The sequence below is a fragment of the Sphingopyxis sp. genome, assembly GCF_034380315.1.
GTDB lineage: Bacteria > Pseudomonadota > Alphaproteobacteria > Sphingomonadales > Sphingomonadaceae > Sphingopyxis.
The window spans coordinates 23538-35701 of record NZ_JAXMPB010000008.1 but is presented as its reverse complement, the minus strand read 5'-3'; the positions used below and the strand labels follow the sequence as shown (position 1 = coordinate 35701).

Annotated in this window: 9 protein-coding genes and 1 tRNA gene; 8 read left to right on the top strand and 2 right to left on the bottom strand. The window is 62.7% G+C overall.

The features are described 5' to 3' along the window. Window positions 1-16: 16 nt before the first annotated feature. Window positions 17-952: a complex I NDUFA9 subunit family protein gene (locus tag U0S50_RS14530; RefSeq protein ID WP_322309457.1), complete on the bottom strand. Its 936-nt coding sequence runs from the start codon at window positions 950-952 to the stop codon at window positions 17-19. Window positions 953-1153: 201 nt separating this feature from the next. Here U0S50_RS14530 and U0S50_RS14525 point away from each other — a divergent pair. From U0S50_RS14525 to U0S50_RS14510, 4 genes are all read left to right on the top strand, one after another. Continuing rightward, window positions 1154-1240: transfer RNA gene (locus U0S50_RS14525), tRNA-Leu, on the top strand. Window positions 1241-1412: 172 nt separating this feature from the next. Then, window positions 1413-2648 carry a tyrosine-type recombinase/integrase gene (locus U0S50_RS14520; RefSeq protein WP_062900461.1) on the top strand — a complete coding sequence of 412 codons (1236 nt, stop codon included), beginning with the start codon at window positions 1413-1415 and terminating at the stop codon, window positions 2646-2648. 135 nt (window positions 2649-2783) lie between these two features. Then, window positions 2784-3248, top strand: coding sequence for a mobile mystery protein A (locus tag U0S50_RS14515; RefSeq protein WP_062900460.1), 465 nt, complete (start codon window positions 2784-2786; stop codon window positions 3246-3248). Continuing rightward, window positions 3245-3835 carry a mobile mystery protein B gene (locus U0S50_RS14510; protein ID WP_062900459.1) on the top strand — a complete coding sequence of 197 codons (591 nt, stop codon included), beginning with the start codon at window positions 3245-3247 and terminating at the stop codon, window positions 3833-3835. The genes U0S50_RS14515 and U0S50_RS14510 overlap by 4 nt, the downstream gene beginning before the upstream one ends. 115 nt (window positions 3836-3950) lie before the next feature. On the opposite strand, the gene U0S50_RS14505 is transcribed toward U0S50_RS14510, so the two are convergent. Then, the gene (locus tag U0S50_RS14505; protein ID WP_062900458.1) at window positions 3951-4151 is read right to left on the bottom strand and encodes a helix-turn-helix domain-containing protein; all 201 of its coding nucleotides are present in this window, start codon (window positions 4149-4151) and stop codon (window positions 3951-3953) included. A 205-nt stretch (window positions 4152-4356) separates the two neighbouring features. Between U0S50_RS14505 and U0S50_RS14500 the strand changes: the two genes are divergently transcribed. The 4 genes from U0S50_RS14500 to U0S50_RS14485 all read left to right on the top strand — a co-directional run bounded on the left by U0S50_RS14500 (window position 4357) and on the right by U0S50_RS14485 (window position 12115). After that, on the top strand, window positions 4357-5289 hold the full coding sequence (locus tag U0S50_RS14500; RefSeq protein ID WP_223181169.1) for a toprim domain-containing protein: 933 nt from the start codon (window positions 4357-4359) through the stop codon (window positions 5287-5289). Window positions 5290-5321: 32 nt separating this feature from the next. Next, a complete protein-coding gene (locus U0S50_RS14495; RefSeq protein ID WP_062900457.1) occupies window positions 5322-7340 on the top strand; it encodes a ParB/RepB/Spo0J family partition protein in 2019 nt (672 codons plus the stop codon). Window positions 7341-7478: 138 nt separating this feature from the next. Beyond that, the gene (locus U0S50_RS14490; protein WP_062900456.1) at window positions 7479-11774 is read left to right on the top strand and encodes a strawberry notch family protein; all 4296 of its coding nucleotides are present in this window, start codon (window positions 7479-7481) and stop codon (window positions 11772-11774) included. 23 nt (window positions 11775-11797) lie between these two features. Further along, window positions 11798-12115, top strand: coding sequence for a hypothetical protein (locus U0S50_RS14485; RefSeq protein WP_322309456.1), 318 nt, complete (start codon window positions 11798-11800; stop codon window positions 12113-12115). Window positions 12116-12164 lie beyond the last annotated feature (49 nt).

The window sequence follows — 12164 nt, the reverse complement described above, 5'->3', positions numbered from 1 at the left end:
TACAGGCGCACGGGCTTCATGCCGCATATTGGGCGAAGCGGCCGTTGCGGCGATATTGCACCAGCCAGCCATCGGCGAGCGCTGCGAGCGAGGTTGGGGTGATGCCGAACTGGCTCAGCCCGTCGGCGCCCTTGTCAACGACATTGTCCCGCTGCAGCATCTGCCACTGATCCCGGGTGATCGGGGCGCCCGGCATCCAGCCAAGACCGGTGGCGAGGGCGGAGGAGACGGCGTCGGGCAGGTTGATGAACAGCGGCTTGCGGGCTGTCGCATCCGCGATCCACGCGAGCAGTGCCGCCATGCTCAGGACCTGCGGCCCGCCAAGGTCGAACCGTTTGCCCGCGGCGTTTGCGTCGAGAGCGGCGACCACCGCATCGGCGACATCGCCGACATAAACCGGCTGGAACTTTGTTTCGGGGGCAAGGACCGGCACCACCGGCGCCAGACGGAGCAGCGCGGCAAAGCGATTGATGAACTGATCTTCGCGGCCAAAGATGATCGACGGACGCAGGATCACCGCGCTGGGAAAGGCGGCGCGCACGGCGGCCTCGCCATCGCCCTTGCTGCGGCCATAGGCCGAGGGTGCTTCGCTGTCGGCGCCGATCGCCGACATGTGGACGAGGGTGCCGACACCCGCGGCGCTGGCGGCGGCGGCAACATGGCCTGCGCCGACCGCCTGCACCGCCTGCATGTTTGAAAAGCTGCCGACGAGGTTGATCACGGCATCGCTGCCGGCAACAGCGCGGGCCACGCTGGCCGTGTCGCGGACGTCGGCGGCGACAAATTGCGTCTGGCCCAGCCCGCCGAGGGGTTTCAGGAACAGTGCCTGGCGCGGTTCGCGCTGTGCGACACGGACGCGCGCACCGCGCGCCAGCAGCCGTTGCACGACATAGCGACCGACGAACCCCCCGCCGCCCAGCACGGTGATAAGTTGTCCTTCCAGTTTCTGCATCGCGTCCGCCTATGTTTGATTCTCTGCCGTGCCCAAGAGGGGGCAATTCGGCTTCCCATGCCGCGAAGCGCTCGCCGGGGCAAGGGGCGGGCTGCGCCTCGGCAACGCAAAACCGCCGATCCTGAAAATAATCTGCGCCTTTGTTCGCAGCGCGGTTGACAAGCCTCCGCCCACGCCGCTAAGCGCCCGCTCCTACCCCGTGCCCAGATGGCGGAATTGGTAGACGCACCAGCTTCAGGTGCTGGCGATCGCAAGGTCGTGGAGGTTCGAGTCCTCTTCTGGGCACCAGTGACCTTTCCGGCAACGTCCGGGAACGTCCAGCAAGCGGCTGGTTTTCCACCGTTTTTCGATGAGAATCGCTGAATGGAATCCAGGCTGATCCAGCCGGAACCATCAGCGTACCATCAGCTTTGATGGTGTTTTTGATGGTTCCGGTCAGCCTCTTGCAGGTGAAACCATCATGACGCTTACCCACATCCAGATTTCGAACGCCAAGCCCGCAGAAAAGGCCTATAAAATGGCCGATAGCGATGCCCTATATCTCGTGGTCAGACCGAGCGGAGCAAAGGTCTGGCGAATGAACTATCGTCACCTGGGCCGACAAAAGACTCTCTACTTCGGTTCGTGGCCTGATATTGGAATTGCTTCCGCTCGGGAACTGCGCGACGCAGCGCGAAAGCTGCTTCTTGCAGGGCTCGATCCGGCCGCGGAAAAGAAGGTCGAACGGATCACCCGAAAGATCGCCGAGGACAACACGTTCAAGACGATCGCAGAGGAATGGCTGGCGAAAAACGAACGGGAAGAGCGCGCGGCCGTCACGCTTCGCAAAATTCGCTGGCTCCTCGATATCGCCAATCCACTGATCGGCAGCCGTCCGATCTCGAAAATCACGCCCCAGGAGGTTCTGGCCGTACTCCGTAAGGTCGAGGCCAATGGACGGTATGAAAGTGCGCGTCGGATGCGCAGCGTGATCAGCAGGGTCTTCCGATACGCGATCGCCACCGCAAGGGCGGACCGTGATCTTGCGGCTGACTTGCGCGGCGCGCTCACGGCTCCGAAGGTAAAGCACCACGCCGCGATCACGACCCGCAAGGAAACAGGGGCGCTCCTGCGCGCTATCGAAGGATATGCTGGTCACGAAATCACGGCAATTGCGCTGCGACTGACGCCGCATGTCTTCGTGAGGCCGGGCGAACTGCGACAGGCGGAATGGACGGAGATCGATGTCGAGGACGCGGTGTGGACGATCCCGGCCGACAAGATGAAAATGCGCCGTCAGCATTGTGTCCCGCTGTCCAGGCAGGTTCTCGAAATGCTTGAAGCGCTGCACGGCCTCACGGGCCATGGGCAATTTCTGTTCCCCTCATTTCGAACTTCCCGGCGGTGCATGTCCGAGAATACGGTGAGCGCGGCCCTTCGGCGTCTCGGCTATAGCCGCGAGGAGATGACGGCGCATGGCTTCCGTTCGACAGCCGCGACTCTTCTCAACCAGATGGGCATGTGGCATCCCGATGCGATCGAGAGGCAGCTCGCGCATCTGGATGCAAACGCGACGCGGCGAATCTACACGCGCGGCGAATATTGGGATGAGCGTGTGCGCATGATGCAGCACTGGTCGGACTATCTCGACCAGCTCCGCGATGGCGCACAGATTGTGCGGCCATCTTTTCAGAGGGGCGGCCGAATGACTGCCTAGCGCGCTCAGGTTTTGCGGTAGTACGTTCATATATTTATGTATATTTTATGAGGTAACGATCATAAATTTACGATCAAAATATCTTGATATGTTCATATTTATATATACATCTTAGGCTCATCAGGACATATATATATGAACGAAGATCAGGCCGCCCTTGCCCGCAAGCAACTCGAAAGACGTTTCGCGCCCTTGCGCGAAACGTCTTTTGCCGTGCCCCCAAGAGGCTGGATAAAGGCAATACGCGAAGCTCTGGGCATGACGGTCCGCCAGCTTGCCGCTCGTATGGGAACATCGATTTCGCGCATTCCCGTGATTGAGAAGGCCGAAGTCAGCGGATCCACCACGATTAAGACGCTGCGTCAGGCGGCTGAGGCAATGAACTGCACTTTCGTTTATGCCTTCGTACCGACGAAGCCGCTTGATGATATCCTGCGCGACCGCGCGAAGCAGAAAGCGAGCAAGGATATTGCGCGGCTGGACCATACCATGCGGCTGGAAAATCAGGCCCTGCTCAAAGCCGATCTCGACGAAGAACAGCGGCGCATGATCGAACTCATTCTATCCGGCTCCTTGCGCGGCCTGTGGGATGATGAATGACAGATAAGCTGTTTAACGATGACGACGACGCCAACACGCCGCTGACCGCCGAGGAGCGCGAACAACTCATCCCGTCCTATATCACCATGCGGCATGAGCTGAATGAAGCCGAACAGATCAATATCAGGCAAGCTTTACGATGGGTGATGAGCCGGAAGCGGGATATTCTCGATCAGGATTTCATGAACCAGCTTCACAAACGCATGTTCGGAGACGTGTGGCGTTGGGCCGGGCAGTATCGCACCACGCCGCGCAACATTGGCGTCGATGCTTACAGAATCCCCATGGACCTTCGTCAACTGATCGACGACACGCGATATTGGGTCGAGCATGGAACCTACCCACCCGATGAAATTGCCGTCCGATTCAGCCACCGGCTCGTTGCCATCCATCCTTTCCCGAACGGCAATGGCCGTTTTTCGCGTATGGTCGGCGACATGCTGGCGGTCCAACTCGGATGTACACCGTTTACATGGGGAAGCGTTGGCCTGGTCAATGCCAGCGAAACGAGAGCAGCTTATGTTGCCGCACTTAAAGTAGCCGATAGCCATGATATCGGGCCATTGTTGCTCTTTGCACGATCATAGCTAGATAGCCAGCATGTGACTCCGCATGGACCAAGCGATCAATAGCTGCTCCGACGCGAGCTACACGGTGGGAACGAAAATTTGGGACCCTCTTTTCGAGCGGTGGCGCAACCGATTATGCGCTGGTTAGGGCTTTCAGACTTTTATATGGGATCAGCGTAGATCGGCCGACCTTGACGGTTTCAAGGTCGCCGGACTCGATGAGTTCGTAAATCCTGGATCGACTGATTCCGGTGAGCTTGACGGCAGTGGAAATCCGTACCGTAAGGGGCTCGATAAATACGATCTCAACCGGAGTGTCATCGGAATCCCGCATCTTTCATGTCCTCGCAACGAGACATTTTTGCGCGCGGTTCCAACGCAGCTTTCGCCCGCTCAAGCATGGTCGGCGGCACGATTTTCACAAGGAGGAGGGCACGTAGCTACCGGTCGGCGGCATTCCCGCGCCGCGGGGCCACAGACTAATGCCGCAGCCAAGCGGAGCGAGGAGGAAAAGAGGGGGTTATTGCGTATCCGTCCTGATGAAGAGGCTTGCCATGCCTGCAGGGTTTTCAACGTCTCGCAAGCCAGAACTCGAAGTCGCCGGGGCCGTTCTTGTGCGCCGCTTCGGCGGGACTTGGTCTGGCGATTCTGGCATGTGCCGCTGCCCTGCTCATGAGGATAAAACCCCGAGCCTGTCGGTCAGGATTGGCGAAACACGACTTTTGTTCAAATGCTTTGCCGGCTGCGATATTTCCGATGTGCTCCGGGCGCTTCGCCGCGACGGTCTGAACGCCCTCGACGCACGTGACGGCAGGGGGGCGCCATCCTCCCTCCCTAAAGAATGGCTACAGCAGCGTGCCCGTGACCTGTGGGGCATTGGTCGGCCAATAAACTGGACAATCGCGGAGACCTATTTGCGGAACAGGTCGATCGATATTGCACCTAACTGCCTGCGGTTCGCTCCCCGAACGCCTCTCGGCAAGGGCCGACTGGCCGTGTTTCGACCGGCGATGCTCGCCGCGGTAACCGATGACTCGGGATTGTTGGCCGTCCAACGGACCTTCCTTGATGGCAGGGGCCGACGCGCGCGCGACCTCCGGCACCCTCGCAGATTGCTCGGTCACCCCCGCACAGGTGCGGTTCGACTCGCGCCGGCCGCTTATACACTCGGAATTGCCGAGGGCGTCGAGACAGCGATCTCGGCGATGATCCTCCTCGGCATCCCGGTCTGGGCCGCACTCGGCAATGAGCGCATCCCACAAATTACTATTCCAGAATCGGTGTCGCGTCTCATCCTGTTGCCCGACAACGACCGTGCCGGCCGCCTCGCCGTGCCGCTCGCCGTGAAGGCGCACGCGGTGCCCGGACGACGCATCGATACGATCTGGCCATGGAACGGCCGAAACGACTGGAACGATGTCCTCAGGCAAGGAGGGAAGGGAGTGGGGGACTGGCGGCGCCGAGCGGCCTGAATGGTCGGGCTTCCGCCGCCAGGAGACTGATTATGTCATTTCCCATCGTATACGCGCCTGCGCGCAACTGCGTCCCTTCGCCGCTCAACGTCAGGACCGAAAGCGATCCCGATGCCGACGCAGAACTGGAGGCGATGATCGGCGAGGCCGGCTTCGTGCTCCAGAATTTGATTGGTACGGCAGTCAAGCGCAAGAAGGACCACTACAGCATCTTCGGCGGCGGTCGGCGCCTCGAGCGCGTGCACGTCCTGATCGAAAAGGGGCGGCTCCCGGACGACTTCAAGATTCCGGTCATGGTGATGCCGGACGCGAAGCGTGCCATCGAGTTCAGCTACGCCGAGAATAACAAGCTCCCGATGACCGCCGCGGACGAGTGCATGGCGTTCAAGAACATGATCGAGAAGGAGGACAAGACTGCGGCCCAGGTCGCGGCGCGCTTCGGCAAAACCGAGCGCTTCGTGCTCGGCCGCGTCCGTCTCGCCGATCTCCACGAGACGATCTTCGATGCGCTGCGCAAGGGCGAAATCACCCTCGAAATTGCAAAGGCCTATGGCAGCACCTCGGATACGGCTCGCCAATCCCGCGTCTTCGAGCAATATCGCGACAGCTATTACCGCAACGACCCGTACACCATCCGGCGTGAGCTCGCCGCCGGCAGCTACCGGGGCGGCGACCCGAAAGCGCTGCTCGTCGGCCGCGATGCCTATGTCGAGGCGGGCGGGCGGATCGACTCTGACCTCTTTTCCGACAGTGCATCCGAGAACTGGATCGATGGCGACGTCCTCGACCGCCTCGCTGATGAGAAGCTGGCTGCGGAAGCCGAAGCGATCCGGGCGCGCGAGGGCTTCGCGGAAATTCGCGCGGTCCCGATGACGCGCATCTCGTTCGCGGATTATGACGGCCTCCGCCCGGTCCGCGGCGAGATTCCTGAACCGACCGCAGAGGAGGTAGCGCGCTGCGCCGAAATCGAAGCTGAGATGAACATGATCGCCGAATCTGCCGACGAGAGTGATGACGGCATCACCGAGGACGAGGAACAGCGGTATCGCGAACTTGAATCCGAACTGAGCGGCATCCAGAATCGACCGGCGGTCTTGACCGACGACCAAAAGGCCGCGGCACTTGCCTTCCTCGTCATCGGCGAAGATGGCCAGCCGCGTGTGCACCATCAGGCCTACATGGTGCCGACCGAGGCCGACGAAGACATCGATGGCGACGATGATAGCGACGCCGAGACCGACGGCTCTGTCTCGGCGAAACCGGCAATGAGCCAACGACTCATCGACGAGCTCGCAACGATGAAGGCGGAACTGCTTCGTGTCCATGTCGCAAGCGATCCCCGCTTTGCGCTCGATCTCGGAACCTTCGTGATGGTCGATGCGGCTTTACGGCGCTACGCTTCCGATCTCGCCAGCGACCTTCGCGCCGATGCCGCGCCGTCGCGTGTCATTGGCTTCGAAAGCGGATCGCTCGCGGCTGACGAATGGGCCAAGCTCGAAGAGGGGCTCGATCGAAGCTGGGTCCAGCCGAACATCGGCGTCGCCGGGCGCTACGATGCCTTCTGCGCGCTCGGCGAAGAAGCGCGTGCGGCTTGGCTCGCTTGGGCGATCGCCCGGACGATCCATGCGGTGCCCATGAAAGATTCCGCCAGCGGTTTCGTCGATCATCTCGGTCGCAAGCTCAAGATCGATGTCGCCGCCTGGTGGCGCCCGACCGCGAAGAATTATTTCAAGCGGCTCACCAAGAGCTCCATCATCGACCTCTTTCAGGAGATCGGCGGCAGCGAGCTCAGCCAGCGCTACGGGGCGTCGAAGAAGAACCTGCTCGCCTCTTCGGCTGAACAGCTCTTCGCCGGGAACATCATCGTCGAGGCGGACGTCAAGGAAAAGGCGCTTGCCTGGCTGCCTGACGCCATGCGCTTCGAGCATCCGGTCGCCGAGCCGGTGAACGATGATGGCGAAGACGAAACGAGCGGCACCGTCGAACCCGAGGCGGCGGGCGATCCCGCCGATGATACCCACGAGGACGAGCCGCTCTCCGACGCGGCCTAATCTCGCTCTTCGATTTTATGGGGTCGCGGTCCTGCGCCGCGGCCCCTTTTCTTATGCCCCCATTCCAGTCGGGAGGAGAGGGGGAGGGGCGATGGCAGCGGGGGCGTGTTGCTCCCGAACCTCTTCAGGAGAATTGCCATGACCCTTCCGCTTCTGAAGCTCGCTGAAACCCCGGGCACCGAGGCCCGGGAAAAAGCCGAACGCCTTTATGGCGTCGCCCGCGCACTGCGCGACCGGCTCGCCGATCCGCAATCCGTGACCCGCTCGCTGCTCAAGCGCCTGATGGTGGAAGCGTTCCGCGGCTCCGATGCCGACGGGCGCTGGTCGATGCGCGATGCCTATGACGCGCTCGAAGCCGCGCAGGCATCGGACACGCTCGTGCCCGATGATGACCCGAACCCGGACTGGGGGCCCGAAGACGAATTCGCGGATATCCTCGCGTTCGAGAAGGCGCTGCCGACCCAGACCTATCGCAGCGAGCACCAGGTCGATATGCAGCAGTTCAGCACGCCGGCGGCGCTGTCCTGGCTCGCGGCCCGAGCGGCGGCGGTCACTGCTGGCGATCATGTGCTCGAACCGTCGGCAGGTACCGGCATGCTTGCGGCGCGCGCGATCGCCGCGGGCGCGAGCGCTTCGCTCAACGAGCGCGATCCCTGCCGGGCGGCGCTGCTTTCCCTCGTGACGGGCCGCCCAGTCACGACCCATGACGCCGAGTTCATCAACGACCGGCTGCCGACGGATGTTCGGCCGACAATTGTCCTGATCAACCCGCCCTTCAGCCGCAGCGAGGGGCGCGGCCAAGATCGCCATGCCGGAGCGCGCCATCTTCGCTCCGCGCTGCTGCGTCTTGCCGAGGGCGGACGCTGCGTCGCGATCATGTCGCCGACCTTCGCGCACGATGCGAGCGGCGCGAGCGGCTATGTCTCCGTCGCCGAAATTGCCCGCCCGCGCGTCGAGATCACGATTCTCGGCCGTCCCTATGCGAAGCATGGCACCAGCGTCGCCGTCCGCCTGATCGTCTTCGACAAGGGCTGGATCGGCCAAACCGAGCGCCACACGGTCGACACCATCGCGGCGGCGCTGCCCATCGTGCTCGCGGCTCCGGCGCGGCTTGACCCATCCGACGAACCGCCCCCGGCGTCCCCGGCGGTAATCCCGATGCGTCCCGCGCTGAGGCCTTCGTCGTCCTCACTCTTCTCCGGCCTCGCTGGCCCCAGGATCATCGCACCCTCGCGGATCGCCGCGACCGATGATCTAGCGCAGCCGCTCGCCTATTCGGTCCGCGACGCGCCGCTCCCTGTCGGCGATCCGGTCGGTATCTATGCGCCTTGGCGGCTCGCCCGCATCGATATTCCAGGCGCGAAGCCCCACCCCGACGATCTCGTGGAATCGCTCGCCATGGCGTCGGTTCTGCCCCCGATCCCCCAATATCGCCCGCTTTTCCAGAAGCGGGCAAGCGAGGCGCTGTCAGACGCCCAGCTCGAAGCGATCATTTACGCAGGCGATGCCTTCTCGCGCGACCTCTCGGGCCGGTTCGTCACCAACACGGCAGGCGACTTGCTGATCGAGGACCCCGAAGGCCGCCCCTATCGCATGGGCTTCTTCATCGGGGACGGGACGGGCGTCGGCAAGGGCCGTGAAGGCGCCGCAATTATCCGGGACCAATGGAACTGCGGCAATCAGCGCGCCATGTGGATCTCGAAGGGCGCGACGCTCCTCGAAGATGCCCGGCGCGACTGGAGCGCGCTCGGCGGGCTTCCAATCGACGTCCAGCCGCTCGACGCCTTTCCGCTTGGTCAGCCGATCGGCATGGCGAGTGGCATCCTCTTCCTCACCTATGCGACGCTCCGGTCCCAGCGCCACGACCAATGCTCGCGCCTGCAGCAGATTCTCGAGTGGACGGGCGCCGGGTTCGAAGGCGTGATCCTCTTCGATGAATCCCATTCGATGGGCAACGCCGCCGGGACCAAGGACGAGTACCGGCAAGCCAAGGGATCCGAGCAGGGCCTCGCCGGGGTCCGCCTGCAAAATGCGCTGCCGCGCGCCCGCGTTGTCTATGAATCGGCGACCGGCGCCACCAAGCCCGAAAATTTGAGTTACGCGTCGCGGCTCGGGCTCTGGGGTCCCGGTACGGCGTTTGCCAATCGCGACGGCTTTCTCGCCGCGATGACCGACGGCGGCATCGCCGCGATGGAAATCGTCGCCCGCGATCTCAAGTCCATGGGTCTCTACACCGCCCGGGCGCTCAGTTTCGCCGGCGTCGAATATGACCCGCTCGAGCATCAGCTCACGCCGGACCAGATCGACATCTACGACGCCTATGCCGATGCATGGGCGATCATTCACCAGAACCTCGACGAGGTTCTGAAGGCGTCGAACATCGTCGACCGCATTTCGGGGCAGACGATGAACGCCCAGGCCAAGGGATCGGCGCTGAGCCGGTTCGAAAGCGCGAAGCAGCGGTTCTTCTCGCAGGTCCTGATCGCGATGAAGATGCCGACGCTCGTTCGCGCGATCGAGGATGAACTCGCCGCGGGCCATGTCGCCGTCGTTCAGCTCACCAGTACCGCCGAGGCAATACTCGACCGCCGCCTGGCTGACCTGTCACCCGAAGAACGGGCGAACCTCTCGATCGATGTCTCCCCACTCGACACCATGGTCGATTATCTGAAGACCGCCTTCCCAACCCGGCAAATGCGCGCCTTTCGCGCGACCGATGGGTCAATGCGCTCCGAGCCAATGCTCGATGACGACGGCAACGGTGTCCTGTGCCAGGAAGCGGTCGCCGCGCGCGACGATTTGATCGAGCGGCTCTGCTCGATGCCGCCTGTTCCGGCTGCGCTCGACTTTCTCATCGTACATTTCGGCACCGACATGGTTTCCGAGGTCACGGGGCGCACGCGGCGGATTGTCGTTGATGGGCAGGGCCGGCAGAAGGTCGAGCGTCGCACGTCCAGTTCCAACATCGCCGAGACCGACAACTTCATGTCGGGGCGAAAGCCCATCCTCGTCTTTTCCGAGGCGGGTGGCACGGGGCGGTCCTACCACGCTGACCTGGACTGCCCGACCGCGCGCAAGCGGCGCATCCACTTCCTGCTCGAACCCGGATGGCGCGCCGACATCGCGATCCAGGGCCTCGGTCGCACCCACCGCACCTACCAATCCATGCCGCCGGTGTTCCGCCCGGTCACGACCAACTGCAAGGGTGAACGCCGCTTTATCAGCACGATCGCGCGCCGTCTCGACACGCTGGGCGCGCTCACGCGCGGCCAACGCCAGACAGGCGGCCAGAACCTGTTCGATCCCGCCGATAATCTCGAAAGCAGCTATGCCCGCGAGGCCCTGACCCAGTGGTATCACCTCCTCCACGCCGGCAAGCTCGCGAGCGTCAGCCTCGAGAAATTCCAGATCATCACAGGCCTGAAGCTTGTCGATGAGCATGGCACCTTGCTCGACAAGCTGCCGCCGATCCAGCGCTGGCTCAACCGCATCCTCGCGCTCAGGATCGCGACCCAGAACGCGGTTTTCGAGGAATATATGGGGCTCATACAGGCCCGCGTCGACGCAGCGCGCGAAGCCGGAACGCTCGACCTCGGCGTCGAAGCGATCCGGGCCGAGCGTATCGTTCAGATCTCGGAGCGCGTGCTCAGGAAAGACCCGGTATCCGGCGCCGAAACGCGTTTGCTCCGCCTCGAGCTTCATCTGAAGCCGCACGTCACCGGATGGACGCGCCTCGACAAGATCTGGGGAAGCTCCGACGACGTGCGATATCTGCGGAACAGCCGTTCGGGGCGCGTCGCCGTTTGCGTTCCATCCTGGTCGATCACCGACGACGAGGGGCGCCCCGTCAAGATGCTGGAGCTTGTCCGGCCGACGGGTTCCAATCGTATCCAACTCGCCGAACTTTGGCACACCTTCTGGAAAGAGGTCGATCACGATAGCTTCAAAAGCTTCTGGGAAGCAGAGGTGTCCGAAGCGCTCGATAAGGTCGATATTGACACGATCAGCGTCGCGACCGGCCTCCTTTTGCCCGTCTGGAACAAGCTGCCGCAAGACGATGTCCGCGTCTGGCGGATCGATGACGCGGCGGGAACGTCCATCCTCGGACGCATCGTGATGCCCACCGCGCTCGAGAAACTGGAGTCCGCCTTCGGTCTTGAGTCCTCGATCAAACTCACGCCCGATGAACTGATCGAGGCGGCGCGTGGCGGCGATGGCGCACTGATCCCGGGCCTCCATGGCGCGCGCCTCGTTTCCACGATGGTGAACAGTAGCCGGCGCTTCGAGGTCCGGGATTTCCAGCCACAGGACCGCGAATGGCTGAAGGCGCGCGGTCTGTTCAGCGAGGTGATCCAGTACAAGACGCGGCTCTTCCTGCCTGTCGAGAAGGCCGACGAGGTCCTCGCCGCGATCATCGCCGAGCGGCCGCAGTGAATCCCGAATCCACGAAGGGGGCCATGATGTCCGACTTCTATCCACTGGTCGATCAGGACTTTGTCGACCGCTTCAACACGGCTCTCACCGCGCTCGGGAGCTCGGCCAGCATTGCAGTCACGACCTTGCCGACCGACGGCACGGTCTTCGAGCTCCTGGACGACGAAAGCGATTTCCTGATCCTCGTCCCCTCGAACGCCACACCTGAAATCGTCAGCCTGACCTATCGCCTGTACGAAATAGGCGTCCGGCAAGGGCGGTGCGCCGGCGAAGCACTCGCATGGTCGAAGCTTCGCAGCCTCATCGGCGCTGCCGAATGCGGCCCCCAGTCACCGCCATAGTTTGCGTGCTGGGCCAATTTACAGGCGAAAAGGGGGGAGTGGGGGGGGG

Coding starts and splice junctions, on each gene's coding strand:
- U0S50_RS14515 (WP_062900460.1), top strand. CDS start 2,784: ATGAACGAAGATCAGGCCGCCCTTGCCCGCAAGCAACTCGAAAGACGT.
- U0S50_RS14530 (WP_322309457.1), bottom strand. CDS start 952: ATGCAGAAACTGGAAGGACAACTTATCACCGTGCTGGGCGGCGGGGGG.
- U0S50_RS14510 (WP_062900459.1), top strand. CDS start 3,245: ATGACAGATAAGCTGTTTAACGATGACGACGACGCCAACACGCCGCTG.
- U0S50_RS14520 (WP_062900461.1), top strand. CDS start 1,413: ATGACGCTTACCCACATCCAGATTTCGAACGCCAAGCCCGCAGAAAAG.
- U0S50_RS14495 (WP_062900457.1), top strand. CDS start 5,322: ATGTCATTTCCCATCGTATACGCGCCTGCGCGCAACTGCGTCCCTTCG.
- U0S50_RS14500 (WP_223181169.1), top strand. CDS start 4,357: ATGAAGAGGCTTGCCATGCCTGCAGGGTTTTCAACGTCTCGCAAGCCA.
- U0S50_RS14505 (WP_062900458.1), bottom strand. CDS start 4,151: ATGCGGGATTCCGATGACACTCCGGTTGAGATCGTATTTATCGAGCCC.
- U0S50_RS14485 (WP_322309456.1), top strand. CDS start 11,798: ATGATGTCCGACTTCTATCCACTGGTCGATCAGGACTTTGTCGACCGC.
- U0S50_RS14490 (WP_062900456.1), top strand. CDS start 7,479: ATGACCCTTCCGCTTCTGAAGCTCGCTGAAACCCCGGGCACCGAGGCC.